The organism is Bacillus sp. JJ1773 (genome assembly GCF_036962035.1).
GTDB lineage: Bacteria > Bacillota > Bacilli > Bacillales > Cytobacillaceae > Cytobacillus.
In genome coordinates this window covers 1-17,513 of sequence record NZ_JBALNX010000060.1, presented here as the reverse complement: position 1 = coordinate 17,513, position 17,513 = coordinate 1, and the positions used below count along the sequence as shown (strand labels likewise).

Below are 17,513 nucleotides of genomic sequence, written 5' to 3'. Positions count from 1 at the left end.
AATATATGATTAAAAATAATGGTCTAGTTGGTTCACCAGATAGAGTAGCAAAAAAGCTAGATGCTCTTTATGAAGCTGTCGGTGGTTTCGGTACTCTTCTTATTACGGCATATGACTATATTGATCATCCAGAAGCATGGAAAAAGTCTATGAAGCTATTGGTTGAAGAAGTTGTTCCTCGTTTAAAGCATAATCGTAAAGAATATTTTACAACAAAATAAATCAGCGGACTTATTTTAGTAATGAGGCAAATTAGTGTCAGATTAAAGTATGTCTATCTTAAAATGATCCAATGCATTCTGCCTTAGTAACCTTTTAAAATAAGACAGAATGACAGTTTACTGAAAAGAGGGAACGGTAATGGGATTTGAAAATAAGGTTGTTGTTATCACAGGGGCAGCTGGAGGAATTGGTACAGCAGCAGCAAGACTCTTTGCAAAAGAAGGTGCTATCCTGTCACTCGTTGATGTGAGGCAAGAGGGATTAGATAAAGTTGTAAAGGAACTTGAATTATCGAAAGATCGCTTCATAACGACTGTTGCAGATGTAACCAAAGAAAGTGATGTAGAAAATTATGTAAGGCAAACAATAGACAAATTTGATAGAATTGATGTATTTTTCAATAATGCAGGGGTTGTTGGAGAGGTAGCTCCTCTAATTGAGCATACCGAGGAAAACTTAAATTTAATATTGAATGTTAACGTTAAAGGTGTATTCTTCGGTTTAAAACATGTTTTGCGAATTATGAAAAATCAGCAATTTGGGGCAGTTGTAAATACTGCATCTGTTGATGGATTAAGAGGTTCAGCAGGTCTCTCAGCTTATATTGGGTCAAAACATGCCGTAGTTGGACTAACAAGTGCTGCTGCAGTTGAGCATGCAAAGGATGGGATTAGAGTAAATGCCGTTTGTCCAGCGCCAGTTAATACAAATATGATGCGTTCTGTCGAAAGCATGGTCAATTCAAATGATACAGAAAGCGTGAAGAAAGAATTTGCTGATGCTGTACCAATGGGGCGTTATGCCGCACCAGAAGAGATTGCTCAAGTTGTTTTATTTTTATCATCAGACAATGCGTCTTATGTCACTGGAGCATCCTACCCAGTAGATGGCGGACAGACTTCAAGTTTATAAAAAATAGTTAGAAAAAGTTACACATTTGGAGGTTTTCGACATGAGCAGATTAGAAGGTAAAGTAGCAATTGTTACAGGTGCTTCATCTGGAATAGGGAAGGCTACAGCTGAGCTTTTTGCAAAAGAAGGCGCGAAAGTTATTGTAGCCGATATCAATGAATCTGACGGTCATGTCGTCGTTGATGAAATTAAATCTAAAGGACATGAAGCGTCATTTATTAAGCTGGATGTAACAAGTGAAAGTAGTTGGGAAAATGTCACAAGTCAGACAGAAGAAAAGTATGGAAAACTAAATATCCTTATCAACAATGCTGGTACTATAGTCTCGCAGGATTTTGAAGAATCTACTTTGGAAGATTGGAATAAAGTGATGGATGTAAACTCCACAGGGGTTTTTCTAGGGATTAAACATTGTGTTCAATTAATGAAAAAGAACGGCGAGATGTGTTCTATAGTAAACAGATCTTCAATCGATGGTTTAATTGGTGAGGGTCAGGTTTTCGCATATTGCGCATCTAAAGGAGCGGTAACTGTAATGACAAAGGCAGCAGCCCTGACTTGCGGGGAAAAGGGTTATAAAATTCGTGTGAACTCTGTTCATCCTGCTTTTGTTAAAACACCTATCATTGAAGAGGAAGTAAAAGGATATGGTGTTGAAATTGAGGAATACTTAGCTGATGCAATTACTCGGCACCCAATTGGTTATATAGGTGAACCGATAGATATCGCTTATATGGATCTATATTTAGCATCAGATGAATCTAAGTTTGTTACTGGTGCATCATTCCTAATTGATGGTGGATACACAGCTCAATAAATAATAGCTTTGTAATTTATGAAATCCACAAACCTTGTTCGGTTATAGGGGTGAATTTTTTTCGAAATTCCATATGGTGAAATTCATATAATTGAGGCATCTGAAGCAAGGTTAGTGAGATTTCTTATTCAGATTAATAGTGTATAGAAGGAAGGGATGCGGTTTGAGTAATCATGATTTTATAAAAGAAAATATGAAGTCAAAAGACTTTTTTTTGAAAGCGTTATACACTGAATTGGATGAAAGAATTACATTGTTAGAAGATAGAGTAGGTAAAGACACTGATAGAATATCAGCAAAATCAATAATTTTTCCTGCAACGGGTACAGCTTTCATTGTTTTTATTTTTATTTTGAACTTTCTCTGAGGTGAATTAGTCACTAGCTATTAATAAGTTAAACCGATATACCCCTGAAACATTTATTCAAGTAGGAGGATAGATTAATGTCAGATAAAAATAATTCAATCCTAAAAGATATTACCCAAGGATTTGTTCCATCTCTTGCTAGTGAACGTATTTTCGGCTTCTGGGACTTGGTGTTTGTACAATTCGGAATAGCCACTTCATCACTTTTATTATTATATGGTGGTTACACGGGCGTTGGCCTGAATGCCAAAGACTCCATTATTGCTATTGCTTTTTCTAATGCAGTTCCAGTGTTTTTAACATTACCAATAACTGTTTTATTTGCTAGGTACGGGATAGATACGTTTGTTGCTTTTAGAAGTGCATTGGGTTACTTAGGGTCAAATTTCTTATTCTTTTTGTTTGCTGTCCTAAACCTTGGTTATATAGCTATTATTGCGTTCATGGCAGGACAGGCAGCTATTCATTTAACCGGCTTGATCAACGCTCCAGCTTTCCTCACCTCAAGGGGCACCGGGGCGCCACTTTTTTCAATCATTTTTTTTATTATTGCTTATGCGATAGCGTATAGAGGCCCTTTAGCAATTAGAAAGTTTACTCGTATTGGAGTGCCTATGACAATTGTAACCGTTGTTATATTAGGGTCTATTTTGTTTTATACTGAAGGTTTTGGTGGAGTTTTTGCACTGGAACCTGTGGAAAACGGTTTAGTTGCACCGATTGTAGAGATGAATATGGGACTTGGTTTTTCCTATCTTTTGTTTATGGGACAGTATGCACGTCTTGTCAAGAAAGAAAAGGATGTTTTTAATGCCAGTTTTTTAAGCTGGGCTATTTTGGCCCCTCTTGTGATAATGGTTGGAGCACTATTTGCTTTAAAATTTAGAACTCTGGAGCCAACTGATTGGATGTTTGATATCGGAGGAGCTTTCTTTGGCTCAATATTTCTTGCAGTTCTTATTATTGCAAATCTAACTGTTGTAACATTAATTATTTACTCACAAGGGGTAAGCTTTAAAACTGTGTTCCCAAAACAAAAATGGAGCATAGGTTTAGGGACAACTATACCATGTATTCTTTTAATACTAAATTCCAGCTTTTATGATGTAGCGGATATATTCATGACGATGGTAGGTTATGTAATTGCGGTTCTTGGGGGTATTGTAATATCCGATTTTTACCTTGTTAAAAAACAGGTGGTCAATGTACGAGAACTGTATAATCCTAATGGGACCTACAGATATTGGAAAGGTATCAATCCCGCTGCTGTAGTAAGTCTAGTCATAGGCACGGTAGTATATTGGATTATTTACAATCCTCTGACGGGGGAGTCCAGTGTATTATTTAACTTCACAACAGCATCCATTGTAACATATTTTGTCTCTCTTATTAGTTATTATGTGTCATCAAGATATATATTTGCATTTAAAGAAAAGAAGAAAAATCAATACATTAATAGAAAATCGGTATAAAGGAAGGAAAGTTACTTACTTGGTGTAACAAAAGACTGCTCACGCCATAATTATTTGGCTGAATACGTATAGGCGTATCTCAATTGGAGGTTCAGGGCTTAGTGGTTACAAAGAGAAAGCGTTTACGCAATGATTCAAATATACGAAAAGCAACATTAATGCACATCATAATCATTTGAATTCTCAAAATGAATTGATCGATGAAGATATTTCAAAAAGGATAACTAATTCGAGTAAAGATGTTGTCCTAATGTATAAAGCACTAAAGGAGAACAAACATGAGTACCAACATAACTAAGAGTTCTCTCAGTAAAACCGAACACCATCAAACGAAAAAGGTTATTAGCACTATTACAGGCAAGGTTGTTTACGGAAATCAAATTGGCCGCACCATTAGTTTTCCAACAGCAAATTTATCAATTGACACAGGTCATCCCTTTTCTAGAAAAGGTGTATATGGAGTCAAGATTTTCCTTGATGATCAGCAATATACCGGGGTAATGAACGTGGGAACGCGACCAACAGTTCACGAAGAAGGCTTAAAGCTCCATTATGAGGTTCATATTCTGAACTTTGACCAGATGATCTATGGCCAAGTAATAAAAGTAGATGTGTGCTTTTTTGTAAGGGAAGAAATGAAATTTAGTTCCCTAGAACAATTGGTTGGGCAAATAGAGAGGGACCTTGTTTTTGTTCAAAAGAGATTTCAGGGATATAGAATCAGCAAACATGTTGTTCTGAGATAACAAAAGTTTGAACACGATGGCTTGATGTTGAGTTTACAGGAATTTCTTCGGAATGAAAACGTCCTACAATTTCTGAGAATTAGTACATCAAATTTCAAGAAGGGAATTAGTTTCTATGAAGACCTTTCAAGATGATAAGCTTTACCACTTACCAGACATAGTTTTTTCTAAGTTTTGTGAGCAAGAATATAAAGTAAATAAGGGTGTATACAACACTATTGATCAGTGGTTTTTTAATTATGGATTTACAAGTATTGTAGAACGGAGAGAAACAATCATTGATTTTATTCACAACATTTACATGACTGGTAATAAGGAAAAAGTAAAATTTGGTCATGGTGGTCTGACCAAAAAATTGATTGAATATTCTTTCAAAATTAAAAGATACAATATAAAGAATGTTCTATAGAAGTATTGAAGCAGCAAGGCTGTGGGAAGCAAAAATTCAAATTTTTATCATGCTATTCGGTTAATAGAAAATACTTTACTAAAAAATTAAGGAGTGTCTATAATGGGACGTTTAAATGGGAAAGTTGTCATTATTACAGGTGCAGCAGGTGGACAAGGATCTGCCGAAGCCCGAATGTTTGCAAAGGAAGGAGCTAAAATAGTCGCGACAGACATGAATAAACCGGTACTTGATGAAGTAGTGAAAAGTATTGTTTTAGAAAATGGCCAGGCCATTGGCTTAAAACATGACGTCGCTTCTGAAGAAGATTGGAATTATGTCGTTCAAGAGAGCTTGAATGCTTTTGGTAAAATTGATGTTTTAGTCAATAACGCGGGAATTTTGGAGCAGGTGTCCTTAGAAGAATCCACCGTGAAGGGTTGGGATAAAGTAATGGATGTTAATGCTAAAGGGACATTCTTAGGAATAAAGTATGTCATCCCTGAGATGAAAAAAGTTGGTGGTGGATCCATTATTAATATATCATCAGTTGCATCCTTGGTTGGTATTGATCCACCTTCTTATACCGCTTCAAAAGGGGCAGTTCAGTCTCTTACAAAGTCTATAGCCATTCAATATGCAAAAGATAACATTCGGGTAAACTCTGTGCATCCGGGATTGATAAATACGGAAATGGTGCAGATGCAATACAAGGATCCAGAGATGGCTAAAATTTTTGATTCATTTACTCCAATGCCAAGGAAAATGGCGGAACCTGAAGAAATTGCTTACGGAGTCTTGTATCTTGCCTCAGATGAATCATCTTTTGTTACTGGCACACAATTAGTTATTGACGGTGGTGCAGTGGCCCAGTAAGCTAAAAGTTTTTTTCTAATAAACATGAACAAAGGAAAAAACTATATATGATCAGCTTTACGCGAAACTCATTGCCCATTCCCTTCGTGCCCTTTAGTCTCGTACTGATAAAGATACGAAGGGTATTAAATCTAAAGCAGAATGAACAAAAAAAGGCCTGTTAAAACAATTAATTGACTTTGTTTGTTAATTAAAGAGGAGAGAAAAGACATGCGAAAAGAAGAAAAACAAGATTTATTCAAACAAATAATGGGAAGTTATCCGACGGGAGTAACGATTGTTACGACAACGAACGAAAATGGAATGCCCGTCGGGTTGACAGTTAATTCATTTGCTTCCGTATCACTTGATCCACCTATGCTTCTGTGGTCAATTGATCACGGTGTGTCCTCACTTAAAGAGTTTACAGAAGGCGGAAAATTTGCAGTTCATGTATTAGCCGCTGAACAGCGGGAGCTTTGTAAAGTATTTGCAAGCAAACACGAAGATCGTTTTAGTACATGTGAGTGGAGTCTTTCCGAAAATGGGCTGCCAATTATCGAAAACGTAGTCGGTGTGTTTGAATGTAAAACATTTAAAGCAATTGAGGCGGGTGACCATACCGTATTAATAGGAGAAGTAATGGACATTAAAGTCGAAAAAGAAAAAGATCCAATGCTCTATCATCGTAGAGTATTTGGCCCCATTCCTGCAGATTTTTACACACAAAAAACTCCTGTATCATGAGCCGATACTAAACTGCACCCCAATTGTTAGACACCATCTAGCAATTGGGGGTGCTTGCCCTGGTGGGTTCAACAGTATCATTTTCATTAAGAAACGTGTGTGGTCTATGCTGGGATTCAAGTCGTATAAAACAGCCACTTCTATATTGAGTGGCGTTGAAGACAAAGTAGCCAAAATATTGGGCTATTAATATTGTTTTCTTACATTAGTTTATTCTAGGTTAATAGTAAGGCTATTGGTAAACATTTCTTTCTTTTTCGATTTTATACTTCTCCATTTTTCTGTAAAGAGTAGGACGTGATATGTTTAACTCGTTGGATGCCTTTGAAATATTCCCATTATTCCGACCCAAAGCCTTTAGTATGGCCGCACGTTCAATATCTTCTAAATTATAGTCATTAAAAGTATCGTCCTTGTACATGCTCCCGATTTCTTTCTCGGTGTTTTCTTCAGTTCCTATATCATTAAGCATTTTATAGGCTTCTTTTGCAGTGATAACTTGTCCATCAGCCAAAACAATTAAGCGCTGAACCATGTTTTCGATTTCCCTTATGTTTCCTTTCCAATCAAGGGAGCCTAAAAAGTCTAAAGTATCTTCTGATATTTCAATTTTTTTACCTTCTTTTCGACCATACAAGGTTGAGAAATATTTTACCAACTGAATAATATCTTCTTTTCCACGTTCCCGAATGCTTGGAAGCTGAAGGGTTAATGTATTTAAACGAAAAAATAAATCTTCCCTAAATTGATTGTTTCTTACAGCTTCCTCGAGGTTCACATTTGTTGCGGAAATTATACGAACATCAATGGGAATTGGACTGTTCCCCCCTAAACGGTAAATTACTCTTTCTTGAATTACCCTTAACAGATATACTTGTTGATCGAGGGGAAGTTCACCAATTTCGTCAAGAAATATAGTCCCTCCGTGAGCAAGTTCGAATTTACCTTTGGCCCCACCCTTTTTCGCACCGGAAAATGCACCTTCCTCATATCCAAAAAGTTCGCTACTAATTAATTCTTTGGGGATTGCCCCACAGTTGACGGTTATAAATGGGCCATTTCTTCTATCACTGTAATCATGCAGTGCACAAGCAAATTTTTCTTTACCTGTACCAGATTCACCAAGAATCAATACATTAGCTTTACTACATGCAAATTTCTTGGCCTTATGTATAGCTGATTGAAATGCCCTACTCTTTCCTATAAGATCATTAAATGTTATACCTTTGTTCTGAACATCTTTGTATAGGGTGTTCTCCAATGGGAAAATTTGAACAATCCATCCTATAATCTCTTTGTCATGAGATATTGTCTTCAAAACAATCCGAACATCAATTTCATTTGCCAATGTGTCATAAAATTCTACTTCTTTTTCATCAATAGGTATATAGTTCATTAGCTTTGTTATCGATAAGGCAGAAATGTGATGACCAATCCAATTTAATGTCCCCCTAAATAAGGAGGAAGCTTTTTCGTTCAAATGTATAATCTTTTTATCTGTATTAATTACAATTATTGAACACTGGCTACTATAATATCTTTCATTATAGTAATTTATTAAATGATATTCCTTTCTTAAATAGTTATTTTCCACTGCTCTTTCAATAGAAGATGCACATGAATGGACAAAAGCAAAAGTATGTTTATTAAACGATTTTATAGGCGCTGAGAGATCAAGCACTCCAAAAACTTCATTAGTTCTTTTGTTAAAAATGGGAACTGAAAAAGATCCATAGTCATGAAAAATTTGAGCGAAATGAAAAGCCCCACCAATAAAAAAAGGTTTCTTATGCTTTAAAGCTAAGTTTACAGGGTTTGTGCCCATGGATTGTTGATCTACACTTCTGCCAGGAATCATATCTATACTTTGAAACTTATCAATTAACTGAGAATCGCCATACTGAGCTGTAATAATACTTTTTGAATCAAAAAATCCAATTGCTGAAGAGGAGGTTTCTAAAAATAAACTCACATCTTTTAGAGTATCTTCTACTGCGATATTTAGTAACCTATTTTTTTCCCTATCGGTTTCATTATAAACAACGGGACAGCTTGAAATGAAAGGGTCAACGTTCAACTGCTTATCTAAATTCCAAGATTGTGCTATTAAGGGAGGGACATTATCGTCTATAATCCCATCATAAATAAACCTTTCCCATGAACTTTTCAAAGTGTTCTGGTTATCTGATATGTAGCCATACATTTTTCCCGTAATCATTTGAACAGTTCCCCCTTAAATTAGTACATTAGATATACAAAAGGTTAGTTTATCTATGAGAATATTACCCGTATACATTTGTTAAGAAGTTGTAAGAGAGACTATTATATATCATATAACTGAAAGAATATTAAAAATATTCTTATGACATTATGAGTTCTCGCCTTAAATTAATTTATAGCATATCACAATTTTTTTCAGATTTGAATTTATATTTTTCTGAATTTTTATTTTATTGGGGAAAAGTCTAATATCCGTCCATATTGTGTATTGCACTTTAATCATATTCAAAATTAAAAGGACCTAGTGCACATTAGTTGAATTATCCACCTACAGTAATATTATCCTGATCATAGAAGTACAATTCCAGTTATAATGATGTGTTAATAAAGAAAACTCGCCGATTGGCGAGCCTAGAAAGGATTTAAATTGGTTATTCGCCCGTTTCAAAAGATAAACAATAATCTGTTACGGTGTGGACTTTATACTCTGCCGTGCAGTTTCCTGGGATAACCAATTCGGTGCCTGCAGTGTAACGTTTCCACTCTGTTTCCCCCTCTAGTAAAACATCAAAAACTCCAGAAATAATCTCCTTAGTTTCTTTTTCACTAGTTTTAAATTTAAATTCCCCGGGCATCATAATTCCCAATGATTTCTTTGATCCATCTGGAAATAATAGAGTACGACTAGTAACTAATCCATCCAAGTAGATATTAGCTTGTTTTACAATGGAAACATTTTTAAATTGCATTCCAAGTTTCTCTCCTTTATCTTTTTTTACATCCTGCTATTTTGATACTTACTCTATTACATTAGAACGTAATGTATTGTAAAAAGCTTTTTTCTATTCTTTTTCAAGAGGGGAACTACTTCTTCTACAAGTAACTTCATAGATTTCTTCCACGCCTCTGGTTGATCAAGATAATCATAAGTTGTCACGAGAAGTGTGCCAAATCCACCGATAGCTTCATATAGAGCATCTAGCTTTTTCGCTACCCTATCTGGTGAACCAACTAGACAATTATTTTTAATCATATAAATGTATATGCAAAATACGTGCCAAATCATAATTTACCTATAAAAACATTAACAACAATGATATTATTCATTTTATTTAGATAATTAAACAAGAGAGACACTAGACAAATTGTAACGATTTATTACATGTGTTAAATAAACATTTTACACCCGCTGTTACAACAGTAATATAAAAGGTTCTAGTGCAAAGATAAAACATAAAGAAAATAAAGCGTGTATATTCCTAACGGAATTGTGCCAAAAGGGTTTCTAATACGTCCATTTTGAATCAGTCTTTTTTCTGTGAAAATAAATTGAGTGTTTAGTAATCTACTTGATGTAGAGAATTTATTCTAAAATAACAGTAATCATGTCCATTCTAAAAGCCCGAAAGATATCTCGGGCTTTTTAATTTCTTTTTCAACTAAAAATCCCTAGGTATTTGGGGTCACTTCACATGAAGGATAAGCGCTCATTTTCTATTTAAACCAGCTAATAGTTTGTCAATATTTTTCAATAAAAACTTATAAAATCCTATGCTATACTAAATTTGTGCATACCAAATAACCTTCCGAGGTTCTATGTGTGGAAAGTTTTGGACTGTTTAGTTATATTTTTAAACTAGGCTAGATCTTGGAAAGCTGATTTGCTTTTTAATAATGCATGAATCCAATGTAAAAGTTTATTGGCACATGCTATCACAGCTACTTTAAAGGGTTTTCCTTCTTTACGTTTTTTATCATAAAACTCTCGTAATCTCTTGTTACGAGGAATGATTTCATCCGTCGTTTTCTTTTTTCGACAATCACGAATGGCACATTTAACAGCCATATACAAGGCATGCCGTAGTCTACTAGAGCCTCTTTTAGTAATTCGATTTAGAGTACCTTTGAATGTACCAGATTCGAAGACACTTGGATCAATTCCGGCAAATGCCACAAGTTTTTTAGGGTGATTAAACCGATCAATTTCCCCAATTTCAGAAATAATCGTGGCAGCGATTTTTTCACCGATGCCGGGGATGGATTGGATAATCTTACACTCTTCAATATCCTTTGCCAAAGCATCTATCTCATCTTCAAGCGTGGATAGATGTTTTTTGTATTCAAGAAGCATTTATATATATATGTTCAAACTTAAAGAGAGGCTATGATATAAGGCTTTCTGAAATGGGTTTTGAGCTGCGGCAGCCATTAATCTTTCGGCCTGATTGTTTGCCCATTGTTGTGAACGACTTTTACAGAACTCTTTTATTTTGTTAGCGATGGTTTCTTCGCCTGCCTTCAAGATTTCTTCTGAAGTAGGAAATGCTCGTAAAATCAGTAAAGAAACATCCGAATATAAGGACCCAAAAACCCCACAGTATTCAGGGAATACTTGATCCAGAACTGCCTGAAATTGCAGTTTGGCTTGTACAAACATGCCTGTAATATTTTCGTGTTGTCTTGTAAGATTACGTAGGTTTAAGAGTTGGATTCCTCGTTGTTTGTAAGGCTCTAAGTCCTCTTTATAATACAGCTCGCAGAGGTGATAAGCGTCAATGATATCGGTCTTTACCTTGCGTAAACTAGAACTCTTAGCCCGATACGATATGAGAGGATTCACGATAATTAATAAATACCCTCTGTCCTCAAAATACTGGACAATTGGTGTGTGATAATGTCCAGTGGACTCTAACACAATGGGAGGACGTCCCCCTGATACATCTTCTACTTCTCTAATAAAATCTAGAAGACTATTTAACCCTTCAAGAGTATGTGCTACTTTAAAACTTTTTTTGTACGGCTGCTTTTATCCAAGAATGCTTGAACCTGGCTTTCACCTTTTGCCACATCCAGACCTATGACTGGATTCATCATTTATCCCCTCCTGAAAATCTATTAACCGGTAACCCCTATTCCTCCATGTAGTTTCATAGCTTCGCTTGTTATACGAGATCATTGTCCCAACCAGCCTCAATCATGTTTCTACAAGTAGGGGGTGAACTGTTTAAATGACGGGATCAAGTCCCAAGGGCCATTACGTTCTACCCCGGCTACCGTAATCATATATCCATATAAAAAATGATCAACCAGAAATATCTGGCTGACCTTATAATACGAAGGGCCATTTTCTAGAATAAAAACCTTTATAGCTGGCAGTGATTCCTAAAGTGGTTGAATGAATTTTTTACATTGAAATGGGGAACTGTTTCTAATTCAGAATGTCATTGTGACCTCTAAATAATAAAAAGATGTTGAAACTAATTCAAGAAATAAAAAATAGTTTGTTTACCTCCTGCTAAGATTTATCCTATTTTTTAGATAAAAGAAAATTTTAATCAAGAGTGTGGAATGCTTACCTCTATTAGAACAAATTTGAATAATTCGGTTTTAGGAAAATGAGCAAGTGGAAACACTTCTAAAGACCATATGCTCACTTTCTGTTAATAAATAGGAGGTAGCTTATAATTGGCATCAATTAAGAAGAAGGGTAAGAAAAACTGGGTTGTGCGTTATGATGATACAGAAAGTATGAATGGAAAGAGAGTACAAAAACAAAAAAGTGGATTTCAATCAAAAGAAGAGGCAGAGTTATTTCTCGCAGAGATTCTCTTGAAAAAGGATAATAAAGAAGTAGTTGAGCCTAGCAAGGAACCCTTTTTAACATATATTCTCTGGTGGTTTAATAACATTTATAAACTTGAGGTTGAGGGAACCACTGCTGAAAATCGTAAGTATATGATATCAAAACATTTAATTCCTTACTTTGATAAAACTCCTATATCTAAAATTACTCCAGTTGATTTAAATGAGTTTTATGCTGCTAAATTGGAAGAAGGAAAAAGTAAGAAAACAGTTAAGGATTTACATCATATACTTTCAAAGGTATTTTCTAAAGCAGTAGAACAAGGGTTTTTAATCGAAAATCCAGCTATAAAAGCAACTGGTCCTAAACCTTACACAAAAGCTGTAGACCCTTGGCGGTATGAAGAGGTAGTTGAATTTATTATTGGAACTAGAGATGTTGAAAACCATTCACTTTATGTAACAGCGTTAAGTACTGGAATGAGACGCGGGGAAATATTGGCATTGAGATGGAATGATATTGATTTTGAAAAACGAACGATTTCTATAAGTAGAAATTTAGCTTATACAAAATCAAAGGGATTGTTTGTTAAGGTTCCCAAAACAAAAGCATCAATGCGTACCATTGACATTTCTGACTCTCTTATTAAAGAACTAAGCCATCATAAAAAACGGCAAGGTAAATGGAAAAAGTCGTTAGGGAGAAATTATAAAGAAAACAATCTTGTGTTTCCAAATATGTATGGGGATTTCAAAGATCCTCGAAACCTGTTAAGGGAATTTTACAGAGATCAGAAACTTGCTCAAGTTAGAATGATCACTTTTCACGATTTAAGACATACTCATGCAACTCTTTTGTTGATTAATGGAGAAAATCCAAAACTTGTTCAACAACGATTGGGCCATGAGGATGTTGAAATTACACTGCGGATATATTCACATATTTTACCTAGTATGCAAAGAGATGCTGTTGATAAACTGGAACGTGAATTGAAAAAAAGACTTAGTTAGGTGGAACTTTTGTGAACGGTTTGTGAACGAAAGGAGATTAAAAACGAAGGGTTGAAAAATAAAGAAATGAAAAAACCCTTGCAGTGCAAGGATTTCCGGTTATGGAGAATAGGGGGCTCGAACCCCTGACCTCTACGCTGCCAGCGTAGCGCTCTCCCAGCTGAGCTAATTCCCCGATTGAATGGTACAAGAAAAATTATATCTGCAATCGGGGTTTTTGGCAAGAGGTAATTTTGTCTACTGCAAACTTTCAATCTCAACACTCCGTACTCCGCTTAGTTGAGAGACACTGTAATAAACATCTGTAATACTCTTCTTTTTATTGACTGTAACGATCAGCTGAACAAGGTGCTTTCCGTCTTCTAGGTCTTTAATACGAACACGTTTGATTGAAATTTTTAATTCTTTGATGGCTGAAAGGATATCGGCAATGTTTTCTTTATCGATCACCTTAAGCCGGAGGGTGATTTCTTTTTCTCTTAATTGCCTAGGTCCCAAAAGAGCCATAAAAAAAGGAATGACTTCAACACTGATGATGAGCAGCGCGACTCCTGCCATTGCTTCAAGATAGAAGCCTGCACCTACCGCAATTCCAATCCCGGCTGCTCCCCATATTAATGCCGCGGTTGTTAAACCGGATATGCTATCGTTTCCCCTTCTTAAAATAACACCCGCACCTAGAAACCCAATGCCAGATACGATTTGGGCGGCCAGACGCAGTGGATCCATTTGAATATTAACGCCTTCCTTTCCGGGAAAAATGTAGGCGGATTCAATGGATACGATTGTTAATAGGCAGCTCACAATGGAAATAACGAGACTCGTTTTAAGGCCGACTGGTTTTCTTTTTAATTCTCGCTCAATTCCGATAACCAGCCCAAGAACGGCAGATATTCCTAGTTTCATTAATATTTCTAATTCTAATTCACTCATAATATCCCTACTTCCTAGTTAATTTTTGATGAAAAGGGATAAAAGCTGGTGCGGCTCCATTTCTGAATGTACTCAGTTCTTTTAACATCAATTTTTTGTTAAAAATGATATACCCATTAAATAACTTCCTAAAACTTTCTAATGAATAATATATTAAAATAATAGATAAAGTATTACTTTAGATGTATGATAAGGTGTGCTGAATATTATTGAATTAAGGAGTTGCATCTATGTCAGACATCAAAATAAATCCTTATGTGGCCCTTGCTATCGGCATATTGTCGGTCTCTACTTCTGCTATTCTTGTAAAAGTTTCATCGGCTCCTTCTGGGGTTATCGCTTTTTACCGCTTACTATTTACGGTTTTATTTATGTTGCCTATTTTTCTAATAAAGTATGTTCCAGAACTTCGTCTTATTACAAGGCGGGATTGGTTATTTTCTATAATCGCTGGTGTATTTCTGGCCTTTCATTTTATTCTTTGGTTTGAATCATTAAATTACACGTCAGTTGCCAGCTCAACAGTATTAGTAACACTTCAGCCATTATTTGCTTTTGTAGGAACATATTTTTTCTTTAAGGAAAAGTTTTCTCTGAAAGCAATAATAAGCAGTGTTATTGCTGTATTGGGAAGTGTAGTAATCAGCTGGGGAGATTTTAAAATTAGCGGATCTGCTTTATTTGGCGATATTTTAGCCTTGATTGCTTGTGCATTAATTACAGCAAATCTATTATTTGGTCAAGACGTTAGAAAAAGACTGTCGCTTGTAACCTATACCTTTATTGTATATAGCATTAGTACTATAACATTGTTTTTCTATGTAATCATCAAACAGGAACCATTATTACCATACCCGACAAGTGATTGGGTTTATTTTATCCTACTCGCGCTTTTTCCAACACTAATGGGTCATACGATATTTAACTGGTCTTTAAAATGGCTGAGCACCTCTACTATTTCTATGGCCATTTTATTCGAACCAGTAGGTGCGGCTCTTTTAGCTTATTATCTATTACAAGAATCTGTTAGCTGGTCTCAAATTATTGGAGGCTGCATTATTATTATTGGGGTTTCATTATTTTTATTAGATGAACGAGGACTCAACTTAAAGGAATTAAAGAAAAAAACGTCTCTTAAAAGTACACTGAAAGAAAATGTACGAAATTAAGGAGAAAAAAATGGGGTTTAATAAAGCTTTTACAAATTTTCCGAAATTGGAAACGGAAAGAGTTATATTACGAAAGCTTCAAATGAATGATGCTCCAGCCATGTTTATTTATTTTTCAAAGGATGAAGTTACTAAGTTTTATGATCTCACTACTTTTACATCTGAAAAACAAGCCGAAGATTTAATTGAAAGTTTATTGTTCAAATACGAAAATAGAGAACAAATTCGTTGGGCCATTGTTTTGAAAGAAACAGGAAAGTTGATTGGCACATGTGGCTTCCACGAAATCGAGGAGGAACATTGGAAAGCAGAAGTTGGATACGAACTCCATCCTGATTATTGGCGAAAAGGGATCATGACAGAGGTAATTAATGCTGTCGTTCAATATGGATTGATAGAAATCGGATTTAATCGGATAGAGGCCATTTATGATCGAAGAAATATATCATCAGCGAAAGTATTAGAGAAGAACGGCTTTGAATTTGAAGGACTCTTAAAGAAGAGATTTTTTAAAAAAGGGCAGTTTGTAGACGGAGCTATTGCCGCAATATTAAAAGAAGATGAGTAGACTAACCCCCAAAATTTTTTGGGGGATTTTTTTGTCTAAACAAATAAATATGTCAATGCAGAAAAAAGAAAACCGCTTGTCACTGAAAAAATAAATGTTCCTCCATAGATTTTACCTTCTGAATTGGCAATTTTTATGCCCTCTATATATGAATAAGAGAAAAGGTAGATTGCCATGAAAAAGGATAAGTATAGGGCGATATTTTCCAGTATGATTCACACCTTTCCATATAATAGAGATAATAAATTATATGAAAGGGATTTATTTTATATGAATAGCCGAGTCTTTCTAAAGTAAGGTATTGTGGTTGTGTATAACTATATCCAAAACCAATTAGTTTGTGGATATGGTTGATTAATCCACCACGAACTGTGGATGGAAGTGGTGATTATAAACATAATGTTTGTTTTATTTGTGAATAATCCTGTGGACATGTGGAGGAATCCAAGTTCAAAAAGGAAGCCCCAAGGAAAAACGCCTACTTATGAAGGGTCCATAGTGATCGAAAAAGACACCCCGAGGTAAAAACGCGCACTAAGGCGGGTTCATAGTGAACGGAAAGGACTTCAACTTCATTTTGATTTATCATTAATCGTCTGATCATTTTCAGCGTTTTTATTCAGGAGAATTTCATCTCTCAATACAATGGCATTATTATAAAAATTATTTTTTGCAGCATATAAAAGCGTAATATTATGATCAAGGCTTAGTTTGATTATTTGTTTTACTTCATTTTTTATTAAATCGCTAGTTCGTAGTTCCTCCAAATACCTTTCTCGAAATTCGTCAAAGTGCTCTTTATTATGAGCATACTTTTTCCTCAGCTCATTGCTTGGCGCCAAATCTTTGGCCCAGCAATATAATTTCGCCTTTTCTTTGGAGATTCCGCGTGGCCACAGGCGATCGACTAGGATCCGATAGCCATCGTTTTCTTCATAAGGATCATAAATCCTTTTGATAAAAATATTAGACATAATTCACACCTAATTTCTTTTCGATTTTATGAAAGGACTGTTTGCCTCAAATTGTATAAGAAGAAAATTTGTTTTGCCAATTTCAGAAACGCTTATTGCATATTAAAACAGGAATCGAGATCCAAAAAGGAAGGGATAATATTAAATTGTTGTTTCTATATGAAGAACATTTAATGACAATGTTATAAACGATGGAATTTAAAAGAACAAATAATTAATTTTAAATTAGAAAATAGTAATGAGGAGTGACCAAATAAAAAAATAAAAAAATTATATTGCAAACACTTTTCAATCATGTTATATTAGAACTCGTCCTCAGGAAAATAACTTAAACAACCAAAAAAGTTTTTCAAAAAAAGTTATTGACTTTTAATAAGTGAATGTGTTAAATTAATAAAGTCGCTTCTGAGCGACAAGATAGTTCTTTGAAAACTGAACGAACAAAAACGTCAACGTTTTAGTCTTTTTATCAAAAAAGACATTATGAGCTAATCAACTCACAATTTATTGGAGAGTTTGATCCTGGCTCA

At 35.1% G+C, this 17,513-nt stretch carries 16 protein-coding genes, 1 tRNA gene and 2 pseudogenes; 12 read left to right on the top strand and 7 right to left on the bottom strand.

Annotation, left to right across the window (positions count from 1 at the left end; all coding sequences use genetic code 11):
- From V7127_RS18150 to V7127_RS18110, 9 genes and pseudogenes are all read left to right on the top strand, one after another.
- Positions 1-221, top strand: a pseudogene (locus V7127_RS18150) (hypothetical protein); the annotation flags it as partial.
- A 139-nt stretch (positions 222-360) separates the two neighbouring features.
- Positions 361-1,134 carry an SDR family NAD(P)-dependent oxidoreductase gene (locus tag V7127_RS18145; RefSeq protein WP_335488420.1) on the top strand — a complete coding sequence of 258 codons (774 nt, stop codon included), beginning with the start codon at positions 361-363 and terminating at the stop codon, positions 1,132-1,134.
- A gap of 40 nt (positions 1,135-1,174) precedes the next feature.
- Entirely contained in the window at positions 1,175-1,951 is a 777-nt protein-coding gene (locus tag V7127_RS18140; RefSeq protein ID WP_335488417.1) for a glucose 1-dehydrogenase, read from the top strand.
- A gap of 163 nt (positions 1,952-2,114) precedes the next feature.
- Positions 2,115-2,318 (top strand): hypothetical protein, encoded by a 204-nt coding sequence (locus V7127_RS18135; RefSeq protein WP_335488416.1) that lies wholly within the window; start codon positions 2,115-2,117, stop codon positions 2,316-2,318.
- Positions 2,319-2,395: 77 nt separating this feature from the next.
- Complete coding sequence (locus V7127_RS18130; protein ID WP_335488413.1) at positions 2,396-3,790, top strand: purine-cytosine permease family protein; 1,395 nt, start codon at positions 2,396-2,398, stop codon at positions 3,788-3,790.
- Positions 3,791-4,068: 278 nt separating this feature from the next.
- On the top strand, positions 4,069-4,536 hold the full coding sequence (locus V7127_RS18125; protein WP_335488410.1) for a riboflavin kinase: 468 nt from the start codon (positions 4,069-4,071) through the stop codon (positions 4,534-4,536).
- Positions 4,537-4,651: 115 nt separating this feature from the next.
- Entirely contained in the window at positions 4,652-4,945 is a 294-nt protein-coding gene (locus tag V7127_RS18120) for a hypothetical protein (protein WP_335488407.1), read from the top strand.
- Positions 4,946-5,047: 102 nt separating this feature from the next.
- On the top strand, positions 5,048-5,800 hold the full coding sequence (locus V7127_RS18115; RefSeq protein ID WP_335488404.1) for an SDR family NAD(P)-dependent oxidoreductase: 753 nt from the start codon (positions 5,048-5,050) through the stop codon (positions 5,798-5,800).
- 210 nt (positions 5,801-6,010) lie between these two features.
- Positions 6,011-6,526 (top strand): flavin reductase family protein, encoded by a 516-nt coding sequence (locus tag V7127_RS18110; RefSeq protein ID WP_335488401.1) that lies wholly within the window; start codon positions 6,011-6,013, stop codon positions 6,524-6,526.
- A 232-nt stretch (positions 6,527-6,758) separates the two neighbouring features.
- Here the strand turns inward: V7127_RS18110 and V7127_RS18105 are convergent, their stop codons facing one another.
- From V7127_RS18105 to V7127_RS18090, 4 genes and pseudogenes are all read right to left on the bottom strand, one after another.
- The gene (locus V7127_RS18105; RefSeq protein WP_335488398.1) at positions 6,759-8,744 is read right to left on the bottom strand and encodes a sigma-54-dependent Fis family transcriptional regulator; all 1,986 of its coding nucleotides are present in this window, start codon (positions 8,742-8,744) and stop codon (positions 6,759-6,761) included.
- Positions 8,745-9,177: 433 nt separating this feature from the next.
- Positions 9,178-9,495, bottom strand: a complete 318-nt coding sequence (locus V7127_RS18100; RefSeq protein WP_335488395.1) for a pyrimidine/purine nucleoside phosphorylase — start codon at positions 9,493-9,495, stop codon at positions 9,178-9,180.
- A 56-nt stretch (positions 9,496-9,551) separates the two neighbouring features.
- The gene (locus tag V7127_RS18095; RefSeq protein WP_335488392.1) at positions 9,552-9,779 is read right to left on the bottom strand and encodes a hypothetical protein; all 228 of its coding nucleotides are present in this window, start codon (positions 9,777-9,779) and stop codon (positions 9,552-9,554) included.
- Positions 9,780-10,382: 603 nt separating this feature from the next.
- Positions 10,383-11,617: pseudogene (locus V7127_RS18090) on the bottom strand (IS110 family transposase).
- Between the two features lie 594 nt (positions 11,618-12,211).
- On the opposite strand from V7127_RS18090, the gene V7127_RS18085 reads away from it, so the two are divergent.
- Positions 12,212-13,339, top strand: coding sequence for a site-specific integrase (locus tag V7127_RS18085; protein WP_335488389.1), 1,128 nt, complete (start codon positions 12,212-12,214; stop codon positions 13,337-13,339).
- A 102-nt stretch (positions 13,340-13,441) separates the two neighbouring features.
- Here the strand turns inward: V7127_RS18085 and V7127_RS18080 are convergent.
- Both V7127_RS18080 and V7127_RS18075 read right to left on the bottom strand, forming a co-directional pair.
- A tRNA-Ala gene (locus tag V7127_RS18080) sits at positions 13,442-13,514 on the bottom strand.
- 62 nt (positions 13,515-13,576) lie between these two features.
- On the bottom strand, positions 13,577-14,272 hold the full coding sequence (locus V7127_RS18075; RefSeq protein WP_335488386.1) for an MgtC/SapB family protein: 696 nt from the start codon (positions 14,270-14,272) through the stop codon (positions 13,577-13,579).
- A gap of 230 nt (positions 14,273-14,502) precedes the next feature.
- Between V7127_RS18075 and V7127_RS18070 the strand changes: the two genes are divergently transcribed.
- Positions 14,503-15,441: a DMT family transporter gene (locus tag V7127_RS18070; RefSeq protein WP_335488383.1), complete on the top strand. Its 939-nt coding sequence runs from the start codon at positions 14,503-14,505 to the stop codon at positions 15,439-15,441.
- A gap of 10 nt (positions 15,442-15,451) precedes the next feature.
- Positions 15,452-16,009: a GNAT family N-acetyltransferase gene (locus V7127_RS18065; protein ID WP_335488380.1), complete on the top strand. Its 558-nt coding sequence runs from the start codon at positions 15,452-15,454 to the stop codon at positions 16,007-16,009.
- Positions 16,010-16,581: 572 nt separating this feature from the next.
- Here the strand turns inward: V7127_RS18065 and V7127_RS18060 are convergent.
- Positions 16,582-16,983, bottom strand: a complete 402-nt coding sequence (locus V7127_RS18060) for a DUF488 domain-containing protein (protein WP_335348070.1) — start codon at positions 16,981-16,983, stop codon at positions 16,582-16,584.
- Between the last annotated feature and the right edge of the window lie 530 nt (positions 16,984-17,513).